Source organism: Krasilnikovia cinnamomea (assembly GCF_004217545.1).
GTDB lineage: Bacteria > Actinomycetota > Actinomycetes > Mycobacteriales > Micromonosporaceae > Actinoplanes > Actinoplanes cinnamomeus.
This window is the reverse complement of the sequence record NZ_SHKY01000001.1, coordinates 6,058,030-6,080,727: the sequence shown is the minus strand read 5'-3', so window position 1 is coordinate 6,080,727 and position 22,698 is coordinate 6,058,030. Positions and strand designations below refer to the sequence as shown.

Sequence of the window (22,698 nt, the reverse complement as noted above, 5' to 3'; positions counted from 1 at the left end):
GGTCGCTGGCAAACTCGGAAGGCGTCACCGGCACAAGGGCAGGGGTCCGGGGCGGGCCATGAAGTAGCCCTGTCCGAGACGTACCCCGAGCTCGATGAGTGTGTCGTATTCCGCGGGGGTTTCGACGCCCTCGGCGATGAGCATGGCGCCGGCCTCGTCGGCGAACGCGACCAGCGCCCGGATGAGGGCCGCCCGGACCGGGTCGGCGTCGATACCGCGGGTGAACATGATGTCGAGTTTGATGATGTCGGGGTGTAGATGCAGGATGTGGCTGAGGCTCGCGAAGCCAGCGCCGGCGTCATCGACCGCGATCAGGATCCCGGCGGCGCGGAGTTCGCTGGTGGCCTCGCGCAGGACGGAGTAGTCCCGGACCTCGCTGTGTTCGGTGATCTCGACGATGACGTTGCGGTCGGCGTGCGCGATCAATGTCGTGCGCACCACGCGGTTCAGCAGCGCCTCGACGGACAGGTTCGTGGTCAGCCAGGCCCCGGGCGGGATGTCATCGATGCTGTTGAGCGCCTGCTGCAAGGCGAGCAATTCCAGCTCCACGCCGATGCCCGCCTCGGCGGCGGCCGCGAACGCCTGCACTGGGCTGTCGAAGTGCTCCCGGTCGAAGCGAGCCAGCGCCTCGTAGGCCAGCACCGACCCGTCCTGAAGCTGGACCACCGGTTGGAAGGCCATTCGGACCGCCCGGGCGTCCAGCACGTGCCGCACCGTGCAGCGAGCTGCGGGGTCGGCGGACAACGTCGGCGTCATGCCCCCACGTTCGACCGCGCAGGTCATCAGCGGGTCAAGGAGAGATCAGGATCCCGGCGGCTTCCAACCCGGGCGGCCGGACCACGTCCGCATCCACTAGAGGTGTAATGCCGCCGATCACTGCGCCGACGTCGTCAGGTCGTGCACCGCGGCGCACAACTGGGCGCGGGTGAACGGCTTGGGCAGATGCCGCCCGGCTGCGACACCGCTGCGCTCGAGGACCCCGGAGTCCCACACCGCCGTCGCGAACAGCGCGGGCAGCTCGGGGTCGCGGTCCCGGAGAAGCTGCAACAGCTCGATACCGTCGACGTCGGGCATGTTGACGTCGAGCACCGCAGCCTGGGGCATGCCGTACTCGTCAACCGCGGCCAACGCGGAGGCGGCGCTGTCGGCGACGATCACGTGGTGGCCGTCGGCGCGCAGCCAGCGGGCAATCAGATCCCGGATGTCGACCTCATCGTCGACGACCAACAGGTGCATTGGGCCTCCCGACAGTTGTCTTCCCCAACCCCATCGTCAGCCGAACTCGGCCTCTGAGATTCGTCCGATCTTTCGGCGACCGTAGGGCGGATAGGCGCGCCTTGGGACCGCTGGGCGCCGGTCGGGTTCAGGCCGCGCCCTCAGGCGTCCAGCCGGACCTATGAATGCGCGCGTGTCTGGTGGTGCTCGAGTTCCGGATGTTCCGGCGAGGCGGATCCTGTTCGTGGTTTTGATGTGGTTGATGTGGGTATGGCGGAGCGATGGAGCCTGTGCGGCGAACGCCCGGGCCGCGAGGTGGCGCGGGGGTGCAGGACGCGCTGGAGATGTGGTCCGGTGCGCTGTCGCACGCTGCCGCGGACCAACTGGCGGCGTTGATCGCGCGCGCTGCCCGCGTGCCGACTGCCATGATCCATCTGGCGGAGGGCCGGCAGTTGCGGGTGATCGGCGGCTCCGGGCTGCCGGCCGGATTCCAGCAGATGAGGCCGGCGCCGCTGGGCTCGACCCTGGCGGGCATGGTGCTCCGTTATGACTGCCCACTGATCATCGCCGACCTGAAGCACGACGACCGGGTGCCGGCGGACGCGCCGGCGCACGCGGTCGGCATCCGCGCCTACGCCGGCTTCCCGGTACGCGCTCCCGACGGCGAGCTGGTCGGTGTGTGCGCGGTGGCCGACTACGAGCCGCGCGAGTGGGACCCGGCGGATCTTGCCGGGGTCGACATCGGCGCACAGGCGTGTACGACCCTAGTGAACGAGCAACGCGGCCGGCAGATCACCGAACAGCAACGCGTCTTCCTCGACACGCTGCTGAACAGCCTGGACACCGGGGTGGCCGCCTGCGACGCACGGGGCCGGCTGGTAGTGGTCAACCGGTCCCTGCGCGCCGCTCTCGGCGTGCAGGCGGGCGAGGAGCCGCCCGAGCAGTGGGTGCCGCGGCTGCCGGTGACCGGCCTGGACAGGCGGCCGCTGTCCGTCGAGGAAGTGCCGCTGATCCGCGCCATGGCCGGCGTGCACGTGCGCGGCGTGGAGCAGTTCGTTGACGTGCCCGGCGACGGCCGACGGTTGTACCGGGTCAACGCCCACCCCATCCTGGCCGATGATGGTCACCTGCTGGGCGCGGTGTCGGCGTTTCACGACATCACCGTGCAGCGGCGCGCCGAACGCCTGCACGCCGCAGAACTGACCGTGGCCCGGGTGCTGGCCGACGCCACCAGCCTCGAACAGGCCGGACCGCCCGTGCTGGACGCGATCGCCAGCGCGCTCGGATGGCCGTACGCGGAATTGTGGCAGGTCGATGCGCGCAAGCAGGAGCTTCGCCCGGTGGCCATCCACCGCGCCCCCGGCTTCACCGAGGCGCTGCCGGTGCCGGACCGGCTGCACCGCAATCAGGGACTGGCCGGCGCCGCCTGGCAACGCGGCGAAACTGTCGTGATCCCCGACGTGCACGCCCCCGACAGCCCGGTCGCCACGCGCACGGCCGCAGCCGGCCGACTATGCAGCGCCCTCGCCGTGCCGGTCCCCAGCGGCGGCGAAGTCCTGGCGGTGATCAGCCTGTTCACCGACGTCGCCGAGGACCCCCAGCAGGACCTGCTGGCCCTGCTGACCGGCGTCGCCGCCCAGATAGGCCAGTTCCTGGAACGCCGCCGGGCCGAGCGACTCCAACAGGCACTGGCCACCAGCAAGGACGAGTACCTCAACCTCGTCGGCCACGAACTGCGCAGCCCACTGACCATCATCGCGACCTACCTCGACCTGGTCGCCGAGGACCCCGACGCCAGAGTCAGCGACATCCTGCCCATGATCGACGCGATGCGGCGGGGCAGCGACCGGCTCCGCCGCCTGGTCGACGCACTGCTCGACCTGTCCGCACTCGACTCCGGCCACGCCCAGATCCAACCCGTCGACGTCGACCTCGCCGCGCTGGTCGCCGGCGCCGTCCGCGACACCCAAGCCGCCGCCACCGCCAAGCACCTCACCCTCACCGCCGACCTCCCGGAAACGCTGCCCGCACATGCCGACCCCGCCCGGATCACCCAACTGGTCCGCATCCTGCTTGACAACGCCGTCGCCTACACCCCGGCCGGCGGGCGCATCGACGTCCGTGTCACCGCCACCGACACCGACGCCCACATCCAGGTCAGCGACTCCGGCGTCGGCATACCCGCCCATGAACGCCCCCGCGTCTTCGAACGCTTCCACCGCGGCGCCATCACCCTCGAACAAGCGATCCCCGGCGCCGGCCTCGGCCTGTCCCTCGCCCAGACCATCGCCGAACGCCACCACGGCCACATCACAGTCGCCCCCAACCACCACCGCCCCGGAACCACCTTCCACGTCCACCTCCCCCGACAACCCGCCCCCGAACCCCCATGATCAACCGCCTCCGACTCACCCACGCCGTGCCCCGGCTGGCCGCCGTCACCGTGCACACCAGCCCCGCCACCCATCACCACGCCGAGCCGTCCCACCATCGCCGGACTCACCACTGATCCGGCCGCGGCGACCGGTCGGCTAATCCTCGCTGTCTTCGTCGTCGAAGACCTCGTCGACGACTTCGCTGGCGGCGTATCCGGCGGCCAGCCCTCCGGCGGCGCCGAGCAGGACGCCTCCCACGCCGGATCCGTGACCGTGGTGACTGTCGTGGCCGTGAGTGGCGTAGTGGCCGTGGTGCCGGTATCCGTGGCCGGGTGCCCCCTGGCCGGGCAGGTGCTGCCGGCGTTCGACGGCCTGGCGGATCCAGGCGTCGACCTGCTGGGTCCAGTCGATCGTGTCGGCGTCGGTGTGCGCGACCGTGTGGCGCCCGTACGTGTCGTGGCCGCCGTCGAACATGCCACCGCGCTTGTCGAACTCGAGGACGATGTCGACGGTGTGCGGGTTGGTGACGAAGGTCAGCTCGACCTCGTTGAGGGCCGGTCCGTATTGCGTGGCGGCGAAGTATTCGATCTCCTGGTAGAAGGGCAGCGTCTGGTGCACGCCGGCGATCTGGCCGTACTCCAGGTCGGCGTTCTTGAACCGGAAGCCCAGCTGGGCGAACGCGTCGAGGATGCGCTGCTGGACCGGCAGCGGGTGCACCACGACAGGATCAAGGTCGCCCTTGTCGACCGCCCTGGCGACGGCGACCTCGGTTCGCGCACCCATGGTCATGCCGTGCAGCGGCTGGCCGTACACGGCGGTGATCGGGGCTTCCCACGGCATCGCCAGAGTGAACGGGACGGTGGTGTGCCGGCCCTGTGCCAGGCGCATCGGCCCGGTGACGGTGAGGCGGTGGAACTCGGCGCGGGCGCCGTGGTCGCCGTCGCCGCCCTCGACCTCCATGTAGGTGACCAGGCCGAGGGTGACGTGTTGGATGTCGACGTCATGGTTGCCGCCGGTCAGGTTCACCTGCCCGGCCAGTGTGCCGCCGGGGTGCGTGTTCGGGTCGGTGAGCACGGTGTCCACGGTGGGCCCCCCGACCCCGAACGCGCCCAGCATCTTCTTGAAGACCACGGTGTTCTCCAATGTCGAGCCCTCCGACCGTGCGGCGCAGCGGTGGTCCCCCCGCACCCGCCGAGGTCAGAACCGGCCATTCAGGCCGGTCGGGGCGCAACGTAGCAAGTCGGGCTGAGCGTTGGCTGGGAGTGGGCGCCTCTGCGGGTTCGGTCAGTCGACCAGGACGTACTCAGATGCCGGCCAGGCCGGCGAGTAGGCCGAGAGCGGCGCACACGCCGAGCACGCGGAGCACCGACCATTTCAGTTTGAAGGTCAGCACCGCGGCAACGACGGCGATCACCGCGGGGACCGGGCGGACGGTGGCCAGGTCGGGCAGTTGCAGGTGCAGCGGCCCCACGGTCACCTCCCGGACTTCGATGAACAGGGTGTGCACGGCGAAGTAGAGGCCGAGGTTGGCGATGACGCCGACGACCGCCGCGGTGATCCCGGTCAGCGCGGCGGACAGGGCGTGGTTGCCACGTAGCCGTTCCACGTAGGGGGCGCCGAGCAGGATGAACAGGAAGCACGGCACGAACGTCACCCAGGTGGTCAGCAGCGAGGCGACCACCCCGGCGGTCCACGGGTTGAGCGGGCCGGGGTGGTGGTAGGCGCCGAGGAACGCGACGAACTGCACCACCATGATCAGTGGCCCGGGGGTGGTCTCGGCCAGAGCCGACCATCTTGTCGGTGCTGCTTGACTCGGCAGAAATCCTCAGCCTGCTCACCGACCTGCTCCCCGCCGACCCGCCGTGATCGACGAGATCCGCACCGCTCGTGGTCAACCCGCCGCGGTGTTCGGCACCCGGAACCAACGCCCTATCGGAGCGTCGCGGCCGCCGCAACGTCACCACAACCCATCCACTCACGCCTACGGCGTCGCGGCAGCGGCTGTCAGCGCCCGCCGGGCGTAGGCACGAACGTCGGCGTCCGGGTCGGCCGCGGCGGACCGCAGGACAGCGGTCACATCAGCGCGGTGCACCCATGCGGCCAACGAGCGTACGGCTGCCCGCCGCACGTCAAGGTTCGGGTCTCGGGCACCTTCGGTCAGGGCCGGTACGGCGACGTCCGGAGCAGCACCGCCGAGGGCCGTCGCTGCGCCCTCCCGTACCTGCCACGAGGGATCGGTGATCGCGCCCAGCGCCACGATGGCCAGGTCGCCGTCGCACCCGACCTGCCCGGCGGCCCGCAAACTCGCGGCTCGGACAAGGGGATCGACGTCGGCGGCGAGCCGCTGGAGCACCGCCGCACCCTGCGGATCCGCGACCGTGCCGACGCCGTGCGCCACCGCGACGCGTACCTCGCGGGCGGGATCGGCCGCGGCCGCGGCCAGTCCGGCGACGTCGTCGCACCGCACCAGGCCTCGCACGGACTGCAGACGTACGCCGAGGGCCGAGTCGCCGAGGGCAGCGCGGAAGTCGTCGGCGTGGCCGACCCCGGTGATCCGCTGTAGTTCCACGACGACCTGGCGCACGAGCGGGTCCGGACTCGTGCGTGCGTCGCGCAGACGCTTCGCCAGCGCCGCCGATCCGGGCAGGACATCGGCCAGTTCCCGCAATCCGGCCGTCGCAGCCGAGCGGACCTCCGTGTGCCGGTCATGCAGCGCGGCGACGAGGGCGTCGGCGACGCCCTCGGGCGCCACCTCGGTCAGGGTCGCCACCGCGGTACGCCGCACCTCCGGGTCGGGATCGGCGAGGAAGGGACGGAACTCCGCCAGCGTCGCCGCGTGTTCGGTCAGGGCGAGCACCGCCACGATCCGATCGCCGGCCGGTTCGCCGGGCCGCGCGGCCGGTCGAGCATCGGCACGGCCGGGCGCTGCCACCGCGAACCGGTGGACCTCCGCGACGAGCGTCTCCGCCGGCCCGGCCGGGGGTTGTAGGTCGTCGACTGCGACGAGGTACTCGTGCACCGGCCGCTTCACGAACTCCATGTCGCCGTCCGCCCGGCGCCGCAGGTTGAGATGGTAGAACCAGTCGGCGTCCTCGCGTCCGGGATGGTCGGTGCGGTCGTGGTACAGGCCCCAGCGGCTCTCGGTGCGCACGAGTGACGCCCGTGCCGCCATCTCGGCGCAGTCGCGGATGAACGTCACCTCTGCACACCGCATCAGCTCGTGCGGGGTACGGGCGCCCATGCCGGCGATCTCCCCGGTCATGCGCTGGAACGTCTCGACCGCGATCTCCAGGTTGGCCGCGGCCTTGGGTGGGGCCACGTAGTCGTTGACGAACCGGCGCAGCTTGTACTCGACCTGTGGCTGCGGCCATCCACTACTGAGTGCGCACGCGTCGAGCCAAGGCGCGGCGGCGCGCACGGTTCAGCGGACGCCGGTACGCTGGCCGGACGGGTCAAGCGCCCATGACCATCGCCGGTCAACTGGTCGTGCAGACGTGGTCGTTGATCCGGAACTCGGCGGGCCGGGGTCCCCTGACACTGCCGGCGGCGTGGAAACCCACCTGCACGGAATTCTCCCGGCTCACCACGCTGTTGTATGGCCGGCTGTACCCGGTGATGTCCTGGCCGTTCACGTGGAAGTCCGCCTCCCAGCCGCTGCGGAACGTCTGCCCGACCGGCAGCGAGAACTTCAGTGTCCATCCGTACAGGGTGGACGGCCCGGTGTTGGTGATAGTGATCTTCCCGTCGAAGCTCCAGGAGTCGCCAGTCCGTTCATAAGCGACATGGCAGACCGCCGGCACCTCGGCCGTGGCCGGTTGGGTGGGCATGAGCAGGGCCGCGGTGAGACCGGCGGAGGCCCCGAGCAATTGATGCATGACAATGCAACTCCCGTGCTTGTGGTATCAGTTCGGGCCGCCCTATGGTTCCTTCAGCAGGGTGGATCGCCGTACTGGATCCTGACTGGACGGTGGCTGGATGGAGCTGCGTCTTTGTCCTGCCCGGGGGGAGAACGTGCGGATTCAGGTGCTGGGGCCCGTCCGCGCCTGGCTCGGCGAGGTGCCGGTGGAACTGACCTCGGCTGGCCGGCGCGCTGTGCTGGGCCTGCTCGCCATGGCCGGCGGACAGCCGTTGAGCCAGGCCGAACTCGTCGACGCGCTCTGGGGTGACCGTCCGCCGCCGACCGCGGCCAACATCATTCAGACCCACATCAAGCATCTGCGCCGGTTGCTGGAGCCGGGGCGGGTGTCCCGCTCGCACAGCGCCCGCCTGCCCCGCGTCGGCGACGGGTACGCGTTGCGGGTCTCCCCCGACAATCTGGATCTCCTGCGCTTCCGCAAGCTGCTCGCCGCGGCGGGCGCCGCCCAGCAGCGGGGGGACCCGCGGGGCGCGGCCGATCTGTTCGCCGAGGCACTGGCGCAGTGGCAGGGCGCGCCGCTGATGGACGTGCCGCTGCTGGCCGGGCACCCGAAGGTCATCGCCCTGGCCGAGGAGCGACATGCCGCCCTGGGCCGCTACGGCGAGCTCATGATCACGCTGGGCGCGGTGTCCGAGGCCCTGCCGGCCCTGGAGGAGGCCGCCGCGGCCCAGCCGCTGGATGAGGTCGGGCAGGCCCGGCTGATCCGCGCCTATGCGGTGGCCGGCCGCCGGGCGAAGGCGTTCGCCACGTTCCACGACACGCGCCGGCGCCTCGCCGACGAGCTGGGTGTCGATCCCGGTCACGCGCTGTCCGCCGCGCACGCGGCCGCGCTGGGCGATCCCGGCGTTCCCGCCGCCGTCCCGGCCGCGCTGCCGGGCCCGGCACCCACCCCTCCGGCGCCGGTGCGGCCGGTGCCCGCCCAGTTGCCGGCGGACGTACCGGGGTTCACCGGGCGCGAGGAGGAGCTCGCCGTCCTGGATCTGCTGGTCACGGATCACCACGAGCAGCTCACCGCCGTGGTCATCGCGGCGGTGTCCGGCATGGCGGGTGTCGGCAAGACGGCGCTTGTGGTGCGGTGGGCGCATCGCGCCCGCTCCAGGTTCCCCGACGGTCAGCTCTACGTGAACCTGCGCGGGTACGACGTCGAGCAGCCGACGGCGCCCGAGGACGCGCTCGCCGGGTTCCTGCGGGCGCTGGGGATGTCCGGTCTCGACATTCCGGCTTCCCGCGACGAGCGGGCCGCGACGTACCGGAGCCTGCTGGACGGCCGCCGGGTGCTGGTCGTGCTGGACAATGCCGCGTCGGTCGACCAGCTGCGGCCGTTGCTGCCCGGCACGCCGACCTGCGCCGTGGTGGTCACCAGCCGGGACACGCTGCCTGGCCTGGTCGCCCGGAACGGCGCGGGCCGCCTCCTCCTGCCGCTGCTGCCCAGGGACGAGGCGCTGATCCTGATCACCCGGCTGATCGGTGACCGGGTACGGGGCGATCCCGCGGCCGCCGACGACCTGATCGGCCGCTGCGCCGGGTTGCCGCTGGCGCTGCGGGTCGCCGCTGAACTGGCGATCGGGCGACCCGACGTGCCGTTACGCGACCTGGTGGCCGAGCTCGCCAACGAGGGCCGTCGGCTGGAGCTGCTCGACGCCGGTGGCGACCCGCAGACCGGGGTCCGCGCCGTGTTCTCCTGGTCCTACCGGCAGCTGTCGCCCGCAGCGGCGCGCGCCTTCCGGTTGCTCGGGCGGACCCCCGGCCCGGACGTGGCCGGCTACGCGGCCGCCGCGCTGCTGGACACCGGCGTCGCCGAGGCCGGTGAGCTGCTGGAGGTGCTGGCCCGCGCCCACCTGATCCAGCGCACCGCCGCCGACCGGTTCACGCTGCACGACCTGCTGCGGGCGTACGCGGTGAACCTGAGCGCGGAGATCGGTGACGGTGCCGCGGACGCCGCGCTCGACCGCCTGTTCGATGCGACGCTGTTCACCGCCACCGCGGCGATGGACACGCTCTACCCGGTGGAGCAGCACCGCCGGGCCCGGGTCAAGCGGCCGGAGTCGCCGATTCCACCGGTCGGCGGCGTCGTCAGCGCCCAGACCTGGCTGGACCGCGAACGCGCCAACCTGGTGGCTCTGGTGGCGCATGCGGCCACTCAGGGCCGGCCCATGTATGCCGTCCAGCTCACGCTGATCCTGCTGCGTTACCTGGAGAGCGGCGGCCACTACCCCGAGGCGGTCGCCATGCACGAGCACGCGGTGCGGGCCGCCCGGCTCTGCGATGACGCCGCCGCCGAGGCGCAGTTGCTGACCAACGTGGCGGTCATGGATGTGCAGCAGGGCAACTACGAGCAGGCGGACGGGTTGCTGCGGCGGGCGGTCGAGTTGGCCCGCAAGTGCGGCGACGACTCCGCGCGGGCGCGGGCGCTGGGCAACCTCGGCCATGTCGACCAGTGGCGGGGCCGGTACGACGAGGCAGCCGAGCGGCTGCGGGAGGCGCTGGCGCTGTGCCGGCGCACCGGCGATCAGGCGGCGGAGGCGCGGGCGCTCGGCAACCTTGGGCAGGTGTATCGGCGCCAGGGTCTCGACGAGCAGGCGGCGGCCTACCTGAGCGAGGCGGTCCGGATCTGCCGCCGCATCGGCGATCCGGTCGGCGAGGGGTACGCCCTGGTCAGCCTCGGCGATGTGGCCGCACGCCAGCGCGACAGCCAGCGGGCGGTGCGCTGCCACCGCGAGGCGCTGGCGGTCTTCCGGCGTACCAACGAACGCGCCGGCACCGCGCTGGCGCTGGACGGGCTGGGCACGGCGACCCACGACACCGTCTTCCTGCGCGAGGCGCTGGAGATCTTCCGGCAGCTCGGTGAGCGTTCCGGTGAGACCCGGGCCACCAACAGCCTCGGGGAGGTCCTCACGACGACCGGACGACCCCGGTACGGGCGCGAGGAGCACCGGGCGGCGCTCACCCTGGCGATCGAGACCGGGGACCGGTACGAGCAGGGCCGGGCGCACGCCGGTCTCGCCCGGGTGGCCGAGATGCTCGACGACCCGGACACGGCCGGGCGGCACTGGACGCAGGCCTGGACACGCTACGCCGAGATCGGTGCGCCGGAGGCCGAGGACATCCGCGCCATCATCGAACCTGCTTCACCGTGGCGCCGGCGGCAGCGCCAAGCCGAGGTCGACGGCCCGGACACCTCAGGTCCGGCGCCAGTTTGACCATCGCTCACCGGCCGGCAGCGGTTGTCCGGGTTGTTCCGGATGCCAGTGCGACTCCAGTCCGGATCCATTGCGCCTGCCTAGCTTTCGATCGAGGGCCTGAACCGGGCCAGTTCGACGGAATCGGGGAGGAACACTGATGAGGACACGGACGAAGTGGACGGCCTCGGCGGCCATTCTGATCACCGCGACGGCGTCGGTGGTGATGGGACTCGGCAGCAGCAGCTCGGCCGCCGCCACCCCGTCGCTGCAGGCGTACGGGATCGCGGGTTCCGGCACGCTGATGCTGTCCTTCAAGACCAATACGCCTGAGCAGAACGACTGGGTCCGGCGCATCACCGGACTGGTGGGCGACACCTATGTGGTCGGGATCGACTTTCGGGTGCAGGACGGCAAGCTGTACGCCGTCGGCAACCAGGGCGGCATCTACGTCATCGGGATCCCGAGCACCGTCGCGACCAAGGTGTCCCAGCTGGGCGTCGCGCTGTACGGCACCAAGTTCGGTGTCGATTTCAATCCCGCAGCCGACCGGCTGCGCCTCACCAGTGACAACGGCCAGAACCTGCGGCACAACCTCGCCGACCATTCCACGATCGAGGACACCACGCTCACCACCCCGCCGGGGACCGGTCCGGCCCGAGGTGTCACCGCCGCCGCGTACACGAACAACGACCTGAACCCCACGACCAACACCACGCTGGTCGATGTCAACACGGCCACCGACCAGGTCGTCATCCAGTCGCCGGCGAACAGCGGCTTCCTGGTCGCGACCGGCAGCCTGGGCGTGGACGCCGGGCTGGACGCGGGCCTCGACATCTACAGCGACCTGAGCAACGGCAAGACGGTGTCGGCGACCGCGTTCGCGACGCTCACCCCGGCAGGCGGCTCCCAGACGTTCTACACCGTCGACCTGCTGACCGGAACGGCGACCCACGTCGGGGTGTTCCCGTTGGACGTCTCCGACGTCGCGGTGGCGCTCGACACCATGTGAGAGCCCCCGGGAGTTGAGTTCCTGCTCCCGGGCATGAGGTCCTCCCAGACCTCGACGCCACGGAGTATCTAGGTTGCGGGGCGACCCGGAGCCCGGCGTGCCGATGCGAACGGGGACGTTCGACTCGCCGGGCTCCGGGTCCGTTCCAGCGCTGACCCTTGCGGGTAGGGGGTCGTTTCAGCGCTGGCCCGCGGGCCACGCCGCCTGGCCGGGGCGGCGTGGCGGTTCGGGGATCTCTATTCCTTGACCGGGATTGACTGCGACTTCAGCGTCGCGATCGTCGACTGCTGGGCAGATTCCAGCGCTTTGGTCAGGGTGCTGCTACCAGATACTGCCGCCTTGAACCCGTCGGACGCGTCGGCGTACGTCTTGGTCATCGTGGGTCCCCAGACGAAGTCCGCCTTGACGTGGCCGGATGCCTCGGCGAACACGTCGTAGATCTGCTGGCCGCCGTAGAACGCGACGCCCTTCTTGAGCGCGGGCAACTGCGCCCCGGCCGTGGTGGCCGGGTAGATGTTTGCCTTTTCATTGAGCAGGGTCAGCGCCTCGTCGGAGGTGTTGAGCCACAGCGCGAACTGCGCGGCCTCGTACGGGTGCTTGGATCCCTTGAACACGGCGGTACTCGATCCGCCCCAGTTCCCGGCGGCGGTCTCGCCGGCGGTCCACTGTGGCATCGGGGCGACAGCCCACTTGCCGGCGGTCTTGGGTGCACCGGTGGCGATGGAGTTCGCGCCCCAGACGGCGGAGACCCAGGTCCAGGCGTTGCCGGAGTTGTAGGCGTTGTTCCACTCCGGTGTCCACGGCGGCACGGCGGACACCAGCTTGCGGTCGAGCAGATCCTGCCAGTACGTGGCGACCTTGGTGGTGGCCGGGTCGGTCATGCTCACCGACCAGGTGGTGCCGTCGTTGGCGAACCAGTGTGCGCCTGCCTGCCAGGCCAGGCCCGCGAACTGGTTGATGTCGAGCTGCGAGAAGTTGGTGATGTAGCCGCCGGCCGCCTTGACCTTCACCGCGGCGTCCGCGTACTCCTGCCAGGTGGTCGGGACCTTGATGCCGTTCTTCTCGAAGAGATCCTTGCGGTAGAACATCGCCATCGGTCCGGCGTCTTGTGGAATTCCGTACGCGGCGCCCTGCTCGCCGAAGCTGACCTGGTTCCACGTCCAGTCGACGAACTGGCCCTTCGCCTTGGCGACGATGTCGCATCCACCGAGGTTCGTTAGGCCGTCCTGGAGGCGGAAGCTGGGCAGCGCGTCGTACTCCACCTGGCCGAGGTCGGGGGCGTTGCCAGCCTTGAGCTGGTTGAAGAAGTTCTGGTAGGTACCGGCGTTGCCCGCGGGTCCGGTCTGCAGCTTCACCTGGATGTTCGGGTTCTTGGCGTTCCAGGCGTCGACGACGGTCTGCATCTCCGGCACCCACGACGTGAAGGTCAGTTCGACCTTGCCCTGCGACGGGGCGCAGGCCGACTTGTCCGAGGCTGCGGACGACTCGCTGTCCGTGCCGGAACACGCCGCGAGGGTCAGTGCGGAGATGAGAAGGATGCCGGTGGCACGCAAGGGAGGACGCATGGTTGTCTTCTTCCTGAATTGAGCGGGGGCGATCGGTGTTATTTGAGTGAGCCGGCGTTGAGGCCGCCTCGCCAGAAGCGTTGGAGAAGGAGAAAGACGGCGATCATCGGCACGATCGACACGAGGGCGCCGATCAGAACCAGCCCGCGCAGCTCCGGATTCTGCGTGGCCTGCGAATTCCAGGTGTAGAGCCCCAGGGTCACCGGAAAGAGCTTTTCGTTCCCGAGCATGATCAAGGGGAGCAGGAAGTTGTTCCAGATAGCGACGAAGTGGAACAGGAAGATCGTCAGGAAAGCCGGTGCCATCAACCGTGCGGAGACGGTGAAGAATGTCCGCACTTCCCCAGCGCCGTCAATTCGGGCGGCTTCCATGAGATCGTCAGGCACGCTCGTCGCCGCGTATATCCGGGCCAGGTAGACCCCGAAGGGGTTGACAAGGCTGGGCAGGAAGACCGACCAGAAGGTGTTCGCGGCGTGGACGGTGCTGAACATCAGGAACAGCGGCAGCGCGAGCGCCGTCGCCGGCACGAGAACGCCGCCGAGGATCACGTTGAACAGCACCTCGCGTCCGGGGAAGCGGTACTTCGCCAGGGCGTAGCCGCACATCCCGGCGAGAAGCGTGCCGAGCAGCGCCGCGCCACCGGTGTAGGCCAGGCTGTTGAGCATCCACCGCAGGAAGATGCCGTCCCGGTAGGCGAACAGCTGGTCCAGGTTGCTGAGCAGACGCAGGTCACTGAACCACAGGGGGTTACCGTCGGCCAGCTGCCCCTGGTCCTTCGACGCACCGACCAGCAGCCACCACAGCGGCAGGAGTACATAGACGGCGGCGATCGTCATGATGCCCATGGGGACGACGCGCGAGAGCAGGCTGGTCTGCACGGCGCCGCCATGGTTGTTCGAAGGTGTCCGGACCGGGGCGGGAACGGTGACGGTCATCGGATCCCCCTGCGCTGGGTGAACCTGAGGAAGGTGAACGAGAGAAGGAAGATCGACAGGGCCAGTACCACCGAGAAGGCCGCCGCCAGGTTGAAGTTCGGGACCGAGGAGGTGGAATAGACCGTCAGGTTCGGGGTGTACGTGCTGGAGACCGCCGAGCTGAAGCTGCGGAACACCTGGGGTTCGGCAAGCAGTTGCAGCGTGCCGATGATCGAGAACACCGTGGTCAGCACGAGGGCAGGCAGGATGAGGGGGATCTTGATCGAGATGGCGGTGCGGACCGGTCCGGCACCGTCCAGCTTGGCTGCCTCGTAGATCTCCGGCGGGATGGCGAGCAGCGCCGAATAGATGATCAGCATGTTGTAGCCGACATAGACCCAAGTCACGACGTTGGCCATCGACCAGAGCACGAGGTCGGCGGAGAGCAGGTCGACGTTGCTGGTCACGGCGGTGAAGGGCGACAGCTGCGGCGAGTACAGGTAGCCCCACATGATGGCGGCGATCACGCCGGGTACCGCGTACGGAAGGAAGAAGGCGAGCCGGAAGAACCATCTGCCCCGGACGAGTCCGGAATCCAGCAGCAGCGCGAACAGCAGGGCGAGTCCGAGCATGACCGGCACCTGTACCGCGCCGAACATCAGCACGCGGCCCACCGAGGTCCAGAACGGTACGTCGGAGAAGACCCGGCCGTACTGGGTGAGTCCGCCGAAGACCTCTCGGGCGCGTCCGAAGGTGCCGGTGCGCTGCACGATGAAGAGCGACTGCACCACGGCGTACGCGATCGGGATGACGGCGAACAGCCCGAACAGTGTGCTGAACGGTAGGACGAAGAACAACACGGCGCGGGTGTACCGCCGGCGGACCTGAACCGGTGGGCTGGGGTTGATACTCCCCCGGCCGGGTGACGTCGCCGCGTGCGGGCTGCTCGCGGTGCCACCGCGCACGGGTGCAGGCGTGGTGCGGCTCGTGCTCATCGGGGCCGGTCCTCTCTGACGACGCGGACCTGCCCGGCACCGACCCGCAGCGTTCCGGTGATCGGTTGGTCGTCGACCAGCTCGTGTCCGGTCGCCGGAAGTTCGACGGTCGTGGTGCCGTGGTTGATGGCGAACAGGTAGCGGCGTTCGCCGTCGGCGCGGCGCACGACCTCGACGCTGCCGTCGCCCTCCGGGCCCGTCGCCGGGACACAGGCGGTCTCGACGGCCTGCTTCAGCACGTGGCGCAGCGTCGTCGTGTCGAGTGCGGTGGCGATGTACCAGCTGGTCCCGTCGCCGTAGGTGTTGCGGGTAACCGCCGGTACGCCGGGCAGCGGACCGTCGGTGTAGCGGCTCAGCGCCCTGGCCGTGGTCAGTCGCAGGTTCTCCGCCCAGAGGCTGGCGTGGCCGCCGGTGCTCAGCCCCATCGCGCGGCCGGGTTCGCTCGGGAAGAACTCCTCTACCGAGATCCCGAGCATGTCGCGGAACGCGCCGGGGTATCCACCCAGCCGGATGTGGTCGTTCTCGTCCGCGATGCCGCTGAAGAACGTCACCACGGCGTGACCTCCGCCCGCGACGTACTCGTTGATTCGGGTGGCGGCCGCGTCCGATACGGCGTACAGGCAGGGGATGGCGACCAGGCGATAGGTGCTCAGGTCGGTGGTGGGCGCGACGATGTCGACCGTCACGCCAAGGCTTCGCAGCTCGTTGTACACGGCGTGCACCTGGTCCAGGTAGCGCACCGCCTCGGAGGGGCGGCCTTCGCCGTCGGCAGCCCACCACGACGGCCAGCTGAAGATGAGGGCGGTGTCGGCCAGCACTCGGGTGCCGGCGACCTCGCGGAGGCGTTTGAGTACCGCCGACAGGCGCAGGACTTCTTGCCAGGCCGCCGTGTCGGTGCCCGCGTGGGGCACGAGGGCCGAATGGAACTTCTCCGCCCCGTACGGTGCGGCCCGCCATTGGAAGAAGCAGATGGAGTCGGCGCCGCGGGCGACGTGGGTCAGCGAGTTGCGCAGCATCTGCCCCGGCGTCTTGGCCAGGTTGTACGGCTGCCAGTTCACCGCGCCCGCAGCCTGTTCCATGAGCATCCAGGGTGCGCCGCCGGACAGTCCCCGGGTCAGGTCCGCGGCGAAGGAGAGTTCGGCGGTGGGATCGTCGAGCCGGTGGTCCAGGTAGTGGTCGTTCGCGACGATGTCGACGTGTGGCGCCCAGCTCCAGTAGTCCAGGTTGCGGATGTGGGCGGTGACCATGAAGTTGGTGGTGACGGGTACGTCGGAGTGGCGGCGGAGCACCTCGGCCTCGGCCTGGTGACAGTCGAGCAGGGCGTCGGAGCTGAACCGGTGGAAGTCCAGGATCTGGGTCGGGTTGCCGGCGGACAGCGTGGCGCGGGGTGGCTGGATCTCGGCCCAGTCGTGATAGCGCTGGCTCCAGAATGCGGTGCCCCAGGCCGAGTTCAGCGCCGCGATGCTGCCGTAGCGCTGACGTAGCCAATCCCGGAACGCTTCGGCGCTGACGTCGCAGTAGCACAGCGCGTTGTGGCAGCCGAGTTCGTTGGAGACGTGCCAGAGGAGTATGCCGGGGTGGCGGCCGTACCGTTTGGCGACCTGCTCGACCAGGGCGAGCGCGTGCCGGCGGTAGACCGGGGAGCTGGGGCACCAGGCCTGGCGCCCGCCGGGAAACCGGCGGGTGCCGTCGGCGGTGACCGGCAGAATCTCGGGGTGCTGCGCGGTCAGCCAGGGTGGCGGCGACGCGGTCGCGGTCCCCAGGTTGATCCCGATGCCGTTGGCATGCAGCAGCTCGATCACCGCGTCGAGGCGGTCGAAGTCGTACCGGCCGGGCTGGGTTTCGAGGTCGGACCACCCGAAGATGTTGATCGCGACCAGGTCGATGCCGGCCTCGGTCATCAGCGCGACGTCCTCGAGCCATACGCTCGGTGACCACTGCTCGGGGTTGTAGTCGCATCCGAGCGTGATGCCGGCCAACGCCGGGCGGCCGCGACCCTGGTGATCAGCCATGGTCATCACCTCCTTCATCCCGTCCCGGTCCAGCCGATGTGTGCACGTGCACACATCGGCCTGACCTCGGATTGTGTGATCCGGTGTGTGAACGTGCACACAGTAGGTTCGGACGCTCGTCCCGGTCAAGAGCAGCGGCTAAGGTAACGCCGTGCCACCGTCTGGATCCTCATCACGGCGCGCGACCGTGCATGACGTCGCGGCCGCCGCCGGCGTCTCGCGCGGGACGGTGAGCCGGGTCATCAACGGCGGATACGTCTCGCCACGGGCCCGGGCCGCGATCGAAGCGGCCATCGCCGAAGTCGGATACGTGCCCAACACCGCCGCCCGCAACCTCGTCACCCAGCGCTCACAGGCCGTGGGGTTCGTCGTCCTGGAGCCGCATGTCCTCTTCCTCGAGGACCCCAACATCGGGGCGATCATGCTCGGCGCCAACGCGACGCTGTCCGATGCCGACTATCAGATGGTCAACCTCGTGGTGGATTCCGAACGCGACACCCAACGGGTCAGCCGCTACCTCAGCGGCGGCTTCGTCGACGGCGTGATCATCGTCTCCGCCCGCACCCACGACCCGATCATCCGCGTGCTCGCCCAGGTCGGCATACCGGCCGCGTTCGTCGGGCATCCACGCGACCTGGACCGAGGTATCCCGTTCGTCGGCATCGACAACACCGGGTCCGCACGGCTGATCACCGAACGGCTCATGGCCACCGGCCGTCGCCGGATCGGCATGATCGCCGCCGCGGTCGACCGCGACTCCGGAGCCGACCGCGTCGACGGTTTCCGCGCGGCCCTCGGGCCGCGCTTCGACCCGGACCTGGTCGCGGAGGTCCCGCTCTACGACTACTCGTGGGGCGCCAAGGGCATGCGGTCACTGCTCGAACGTGAACCGGCGATCGACGGTGTCTTCGCCGGCTCCGACGCGCTGGCGGCCGGGGCGCTGGAGGTGTTGCGCGAGGCCGGGCTGTCCGTGCCCCGCGACGTCGGCGTGGTCGGCTTCGACGACAGCGCCTGGGCCGTTCGCACCCAGCCGCAGCTGTCCACCATCCACCAACCCGCGGCGAAGCTGGGCGCACAGGCCGCCGACCTGGTGCTGCGGCAGCTGCGCGGCGAGCCCTACGCGAGCGAGGGCATTCTGCTACCCACCCCCATCGTCTGGCGCGGCTCCGCCTGACCCCCGACCACCGGGAGTACCCGTGACCGCAGTCGAACTCTCCGGCGACGGCACCACCGTGGCGATCCACACCCTCGCCACGACCTACGCGCTGCGCCTCGACCCCGAGGCGGGCAGCGTCCGCCCCATGCACTGGGGAGCGCGCATCGGCGTCGACGCGCTCGCTGCGGTGCCCGCGCGCCCGTCCCCGCACCCGGACACCTTTGAGGCCCCCTGGGATGCCGCCGAGGACTATCCGGTCCAGGGTGGACGGGCGTTCGGACCGGCGGCGCTCGGCTGCTGGTTCCCCGACGGGAGCACCGGACTCGAACTGCGGATCGTCTCCCACCACGCCACCGCCGACCAGTTCACGGTCAGCCTGGCGGACCGGCACCAGCCGCTCGCCGTCGACCTGCACTACCGTCCGGCTCCCGGCACCGACGTGATCGAGCGCTGGGCCGTGGTCCGGCACACCGGCGACGCCGGGAACGCCGCCGGGACCGGGGCGGTCGTGCTGCACCGGCATGACTCCGGAGCCTGGTGCGTACCACCACGCGACGACTACCGCATGAGTCACGTCACGGGCGCCTGGTCGGCCGAAGGCCGCCTGCACCGGACGCAGCTGCCCACGGCCGAGACCCACCTCACCAGCCGGCGCGGAGTGACCGGACACCACGCCAACCCCTGGATCATGATCGACGACGGTACGGCCGAGGAGCAGCGCGGCGAGGTCTGGTCGATGGCGCTGGCCACCAGCGGATCCTGGCGCCTGGTCGCCTCCCGAACCCACGCCGGCCGCTGCGCAGTCGCCGGCGGGGCCGGACACGACGGCGTACGGCACGAGTTGCGGCCCGGTGAATCGTTGACCACTCCCCTGTTCGCCGGGCTCTACACCAGCGGCGGATTCGGCGCGGCCAGCCGAGCATGGCACACCTACCAGCGCCGGGAGGTGCTGCCGCACCCAGGCGAGTTGCGACCGGTCCTCTACAACTCCTGGGAAGCCACCACCTTCGACGTCACGGCCGAAGGCCAGCTCGCGCTCGCCAGACTCGCCGCAGACCTCGGCGTCGAAATGTTCGTCGTCGACGACGGCTGGTTCGGCGGCCGAACCAGCGACCGCGCCGGACTGGGCGACTGGTTCGCGAATCCCCACCGGTTCCCGAACGGTCTACGTCCCCTCGCCGACGAGATCCGCGGCCTCGGCATGGATTTCGGGCTCTGGGTCGAGCCGGAGATGACCAACCCCGACAGCGACCTGTACCGCAGCCATCCGGAATGGGTGCACCACACCCCCGGCCACCGGCGCACCGAGCTGCGCCACCAGCTGGTCCTCGACTTCGGCCGCCCCGACGTCCGCGAATGGGCCGCACGCTGGCTCGACCAGCTCGTCCGCGACACCGCTGCCGGCTTCCTCAAGTGGGATTTCAACCGGCCGCTCACCGAGGCCGCCGACCCCGCCTGGACGCAGCACGCCGCGGGCCTGTATGAGGTCATCGACCGGCTCCGCGCCGCCCACCCGGACCTGCGCATCGAATCCTGCGCAGGTGGCGGCGGCCGGATCGACCTCGGCATCCTGCGGCGCACGGACCAATGCTGGACCAGCGACAACACCGATGCCGTGGACCGGCTGGAGATCCAGCACGGGCATGCCCAGGTCTACGCCCCCGCCACGATGGTCGCCTGGGTCACCGACAGCCCCAACCCGCTGACCGGGCGTGAGGTGCCGCTGCGCTTCCGCTTCCACGTGGCGATGACCGGAGTGCTCGGCATCGGCGGCGATCTGACCCGGTGGAGCCCAGGCGAGCTGGCGGAGGCGCGCGAGATGGTCGCGGTGTACCGCGACATCCGGGAGGTGGTGCAGCACGGCGACCTGTACCGGCTGCGCCCGCCGCACTCCGCGACGTCCGCCCTGCAGTACGTCCGCGAGAACCGCATCGCCGTCTTCACGTTCCGGGTCGACGCGGACTTTGCGCCCGGCCTACAGTCGCTGCCGCTGACGGCACTGGATCCCCAGGCGGTGTACCGCGACGAGGACACCGGGGCCACGTATCCGGCATCGCTGCTGTCGGGGCCGGGCCTGCCGGTGACCCTTCCGGACGGTGCGCACGCCAGCTCACTGATCCGCCTGCACCGCGTCGTGGATTGAGGTTCAGGCCGCGATCTGATCGGGGCCGGCGAGGCCCCTGATCCGTCGTTACAACCTTGTGAATGTCAGTCATCGATGTAACAGTTAGTTCATTCGGGATCCGCCCTTGACATCGAAGCGGAGCATCACATGCGCATGGCCGGAGCCAGCTGGTGCGCCCTGACCGTGACCGCCCTAGTCGGGTCCGTGCTCGCGGCGCCCGCCTCCGCCGCGGTCACGCGCGCCCGGCAGGGCAGCCCCGCAGACGTCAGTCGCACCTCGTGGGCCGGCCCGGCGTTTGTCATGAACGGCGGCGGCGCCGTGGTGCCCGCGTCGATGACCAGGGCGATCGACGAGATCCGTGGCGGCAGCGGATCGCTGGACGTGGCGGTCATCGCGGCATCCGGCACCGGAACCCCCGAATGCGATGTCATCATCACGCTGGCCGGCACCAACTCCTGCACCACCCTGACGCTCACCCGGGCGGCCGACGGCAACGACACCCGGGCGAACACCGACATCCGCAACGCCGAATTCGTCTACTTCGCGGGCGGCGACCAGTGCCGGTACGCGGCCTGGCGCGGCACCGCCCTGGAATCCGCGGTGGAGTCCGTTGTCGCCAAAGGTGGCGGCGCCGGGGGTGGCAGCGCGGGAATGCACATCAACAGCGACATCGTGTACGACGCATGCGGCGGCAGCGTCACTTCGGCCACGGCGCTAGCCGACCCGTACGGCCCGAACATGACGTTCACGTACGGGATGTTCGCCTGGCCGGATTACCGCAACACCATCAACGACTCGCACTTCGTCACCCGCGACCGGATGGGGCGCACCATGGCGTTCGTCGCCCGCGCCGTGCGGGATGGCCGGACCACCGGCGGCGCGGCGTGGGGGGTCGGCGCCGAGGAAGGCGGCTCGCTCTACCTCGACCGTGACGGGCTGGCCGCGGTGGTGGCGCGGAATGCGTACGTGGTGCTGGCCGACCATCCGCCCGAGCGGATCCAGCCCGGGCGCCCGCTGAGCTACCGGGGTTTCAAGATCTGGAAACTGGCGCCGGGTTCGACCTTCGACTTCCGGCATCGGCCCACCTGTGGCTATTACCTGCGCGACGTCGTCGATGGAGTGCCCGGCGGCGACTTGTACGACGGCGCCCCGGCGGCCGCCTGCGGCGGCACCACGGCATTCAGTGAGAGCGAGCCGAACGACCCACGCCTGAACCCCGGCGGCCCCGGTCCGGTCCGCGCCGAGCTGGGAGGCTACCGCGGTTCGGGCCCGGACCTACACCCGCACCGTGACGACGCGTTAGATCGCGTGCCGTCTACGCTGGCCGCATGACGGAGCGGGTGGGGGTGGCGGCGGTCATTCGCGCCCGGCTGGGCGAGTGCAGCCCGGGTGAGCGCAAGGTGGGCCGGGCGTTGCTCGCGACGTACCCGGCGGCCGGGCTGGAGACGGTCGCGGCGCTGGCAGACCGGGCCGGGGTGAGCGCGCCGACCGTGCTGCGCTTCCTGTCCCGGCTGGGTTTCGGCGGCTTCCCCGAGTTTCAGCGGGTGCTGCGCGAGGAGCTCGCCGAGCGGGAGATCTCGCCGCTGGCGGCGTACGCGGCGGCGCCGGGCACGACGTCCAGCCCACTCTCACGTGCCGCCGAGGTGCTACCCGGGGCGGTCGCGGGAACCCTCACCGACCTGCCCGAGGCGGAGCTGCACCGCGCCGTGCGGCTGCTGTCCAACCGGCAGCTACGGGTGACCGCGGCAGGCGGCCGGTTCTCCGCCCTGCTCGCGCAGTACCTGGTCTTTCATCTCATGCAGCTGCGTGGCACCAGCCGCCTGCTGCCCGCCGGTCCGGTGGAGCGGGTCGACGCCCTGGTTGACGTGGGGCGCCGCGACCTGTTCGTGCTGTTCGACTTCCGGCGCTACGAGGCGTCGACGCTGGAGCTGGCGCGCACGGTCACGCACCGCGGCGCACGGGTGATCCTGTGTACCGACCGGTGGCTGTCCCCGATCGCCGGCCTCGCCGAGGTGGTGTTGCCGAGCCGGGTCGACTCACCGTCGCTGTACGACAGCTTCGTGCCCGCCCTGGCGCTGCTCGAGGCCCTCGTCGCCGGGGTGATCGACGAGCTGGGAGCCGTGGCGCAGAGCCGCCTGGCCGCCATCGAGGCGGCCAGCCAGCCCTACCTCTGACGTTACATGAATCCGTAACTTCACAGATTCCGTAACGTGCGTTACAGTCACCGGACACCA

At 70.3% G+C, this 22,698-nt stretch carries 17 protein-coding genes; 7 read left to right on the top strand and 10 right to left on the bottom strand.

Annotated elements, in window-relative coordinates; genetic code table 11:
* Nucleotides 1-24 precede the first annotated feature (24 nt).
* On the bottom strand, nucleotides 25-756 hold the full coding sequence (locus tag EV385_RS27410; RefSeq protein ID WP_130512058.1) for an EAL domain-containing protein: 732 nt from the start codon (nucleotides 754-756) through the stop codon (nucleotides 25-27).
* A 117-nt stretch (nucleotides 757-873) separates the two neighbouring features.
* Nucleotides 874-1,236 (bottom strand): response regulator transcription factor, encoded by a 363-nt coding sequence (locus EV385_RS27405; protein ID WP_130512057.1) that lies wholly within the window; start codon nucleotides 1,234-1,236, stop codon nucleotides 874-876.
* Between the two features lie 305 nt (nucleotides 1,237-1,541).
* Between EV385_RS27405 and EV385_RS27400 the strand changes: the two genes are divergently transcribed.
* Entirely contained in the window at nucleotides 1,542-3,608 is a 2,067-nt protein-coding gene (locus EV385_RS27400; RefSeq protein ID WP_165449629.1) for a sensor histidine kinase, read from the top strand.
* A gap of 138 nt (nucleotides 3,609-3,746) precedes the next feature.
* Here the strand turns inward: EV385_RS27400 and EV385_RS27395 are convergent, their stop codons facing one another.
* The 4 genes from EV385_RS27395 to EV385_RS27380 form a co-directional block, all read right to left on the bottom strand.
* Nucleotides 3,747-4,721: a sporulation protein gene (locus tag EV385_RS27395; protein ID WP_130512055.1), complete on the bottom strand. Its 975-nt coding sequence runs from the start codon at nucleotides 4,719-4,721 to the stop codon at nucleotides 3,747-3,749.
* Nucleotides 4,722-4,893: 172 nt separating this feature from the next.
* Nucleotides 4,894-5,373, bottom strand: coding sequence for a chromate transporter (locus EV385_RS27390; protein ID WP_278045035.1), 480 nt, complete (start codon nucleotides 5,371-5,373; stop codon nucleotides 4,894-4,896).
* Nucleotides 5,374-5,571: 198 nt separating this feature from the next.
* Nucleotides 5,572-7,008, bottom strand: a complete 1,437-nt coding sequence (locus EV385_RS27385) for a HEAT repeat domain-containing protein (RefSeq protein ID WP_130512054.1) — start codon at nucleotides 7,006-7,008, stop codon at nucleotides 5,572-5,574.
* Nucleotides 7,009-7,066: 58 nt separating this feature from the next.
* Complete coding sequence (locus EV385_RS27380; protein WP_130512053.1) at nucleotides 7,067-7,465, bottom strand: cellulose binding domain-containing protein; 399 nt, start codon at nucleotides 7,463-7,465, stop codon at nucleotides 7,067-7,069.
* A gap of 100 nt (nucleotides 7,466-7,565) precedes the next feature.
* Between EV385_RS27380 and EV385_RS27375 the strand changes: the two genes are divergently transcribed.
* Both EV385_RS27375 and EV385_RS27370 read left to right on the top strand, forming a co-directional pair.
* Nucleotides 7,566-10,706, top strand: coding sequence for an AfsR/SARP family transcriptional regulator (locus EV385_RS27375; protein WP_207229977.1), 3,141 nt, complete (start codon nucleotides 7,566-7,568; stop codon nucleotides 10,704-10,706).
* A 139-nt stretch (nucleotides 10,707-10,845) separates the two neighbouring features.
* Nucleotides 10,846-11,697 (top strand): DUF4394 domain-containing protein, encoded by an 852-nt coding sequence (locus EV385_RS27370; protein WP_130512052.1) that lies wholly within the window; start codon nucleotides 10,846-10,848, stop codon nucleotides 11,695-11,697.
* A gap of 236 nt (nucleotides 11,698-11,933) precedes the next feature.
* Here the strand turns inward: EV385_RS27370 and EV385_RS27365 are convergent, their stop codons facing one another.
* The 4 genes from EV385_RS27365 to EV385_RS27350 all read right to left on the bottom strand — a co-directional run bounded on the left by EV385_RS27365 (nucleotide 11,934) and on the right by EV385_RS27350 (nucleotide 17,183).
* A complete protein-coding gene (locus tag EV385_RS27365) occupies nucleotides 11,934-13,262 on the bottom strand; it encodes an ABC transporter substrate-binding protein (RefSeq protein ID WP_130512051.1) in 1,329 nt (442 codons plus the stop codon).
* A 38-nt stretch (nucleotides 13,263-13,300) separates the two neighbouring features.
* On the bottom strand, nucleotides 13,301-14,197 hold the full coding sequence (locus tag EV385_RS27360; RefSeq protein WP_242625102.1) for a carbohydrate ABC transporter permease: 897 nt from the start codon (nucleotides 14,195-14,197) through the stop codon (nucleotides 13,301-13,303).
* Nucleotides 14,194-15,036, bottom strand: coding sequence for a carbohydrate ABC transporter permease (locus tag EV385_RS27355; protein WP_242625101.1), 843 nt, complete (start codon nucleotides 15,034-15,036; stop codon nucleotides 14,194-14,196). Before EV385_RS27355 ends, EV385_RS27360 begins: the two co-directional genes overlap by 4 nt.
* 131 nt (nucleotides 15,037-15,167) lie before the next feature.
* On the bottom strand, nucleotides 15,168-17,183 hold the full coding sequence (locus EV385_RS27350) for a beta-galactosidase (protein ID WP_130512049.1): 2,016 nt from the start codon (nucleotides 17,181-17,183) through the stop codon (nucleotides 15,168-15,170).
* Nucleotides 17,184-17,370: 187 nt separating this feature from the next.
* Between EV385_RS27350 and EV385_RS27345 the strand changes: the two genes are divergently transcribed.
* The 4 genes from EV385_RS27345 to EV385_RS27330 all read left to right on the top strand — a co-directional run bounded on the left by EV385_RS27345 (nucleotide 17,371) and on the right by EV385_RS27330 (nucleotide 22,638).
* Nucleotides 17,371-18,357, top strand: coding sequence for a LacI family DNA-binding transcriptional regulator (locus tag EV385_RS27345; RefSeq protein ID WP_242625100.1), 987 nt, complete (start codon nucleotides 17,371-17,373; stop codon nucleotides 18,355-18,357).
* Nucleotides 18,358-18,379: 22 nt separating this feature from the next.
* Entirely contained in the window at nucleotides 18,380-20,482 is a 2,103-nt protein-coding gene (locus tag EV385_RS27340; RefSeq protein WP_242625099.1) for an alpha-galactosidase, read from the top strand.
* A gap of 129 nt (nucleotides 20,483-20,611) precedes the next feature.
* Nucleotides 20,612-21,796: a hypothetical protein gene (locus EV385_RS27335; RefSeq protein WP_130512047.1), complete on the top strand. Its 1,185-nt coding sequence runs from the start codon at nucleotides 20,612-20,614 to the stop codon at nucleotides 21,794-21,796.
* A complete protein-coding gene (locus tag EV385_RS27330) occupies nucleotides 21,793-22,638 on the top strand; it encodes a MurR/RpiR family transcriptional regulator (protein WP_130512046.1) in 846 nt (281 codons plus the stop codon). Before EV385_RS27335 ends, EV385_RS27330 begins: the two co-directional genes overlap by 4 nt.
* Nucleotides 22,639-22,698 lie beyond the last annotated feature (60 nt).

Coding starts and splice junctions, on each gene's coding strand:
- EV385_RS27335 (WP_130512047.1), top strand. CDS start 20,612: ATGCGCATGGCCGGAGCCAGCTGGTGCGCCCTGACCGTGACCGCCCTA.
- EV385_RS27410 (WP_130512058.1), bottom strand. CDS start 756: ATGACGCCGACGTTGTCCGCCGACCCCGCAGCTCGCTGCACGGTGCGG.
- EV385_RS27330 (WP_130512046.1), top strand. CDS start 21,793: ATGACGGAGCGGGTGGGGGTGGCGGCGGTCATTCGCGCCCGGCTGGGC.
- EV385_RS27365 (WP_130512051.1), bottom strand. CDS start 13,262: ATGCGTCCTCCCTTGCGTGCCACCGGCATCCTTCTCATCTCCGCACTG.
- EV385_RS27360 (WP_242625102.1), bottom strand. CDS start 14,197: ATGACCGTCACCGTTCCCGCCCCGGTCCGGACACCTTCGAACAACCAT.
- EV385_RS27380 (WP_130512053.1), bottom strand. CDS start 7,465: ATGCATCAATTGCTCGGGGCCTCCGCCGGTCTCACCGCGGCCCTGCTC.
- EV385_RS27375 (WP_207229977.1), top strand. CDS start 7,566: ATGGAGCTGCGTCTTTGTCCTGCCCGGGGGGAGAACGTGCGGATTCAG.
- EV385_RS27370 (WP_130512052.1), top strand. CDS start 10,846: ATGAGGACACGGACGAAGTGGACGGCCTCGGCGGCCATTCTGATCACC.
- EV385_RS27350 (WP_130512049.1), bottom strand. CDS start 17,183: ATGGCTGATCACCAGGGTCGCGGCCGCCCGGCGTTGGCCGGCATCACG.
- EV385_RS27405 (WP_130512057.1), bottom strand. CDS start 1,236: ATGCACCTGTTGGTCGTCGACGATGAGGTCGACATCCGGGATCTGATT.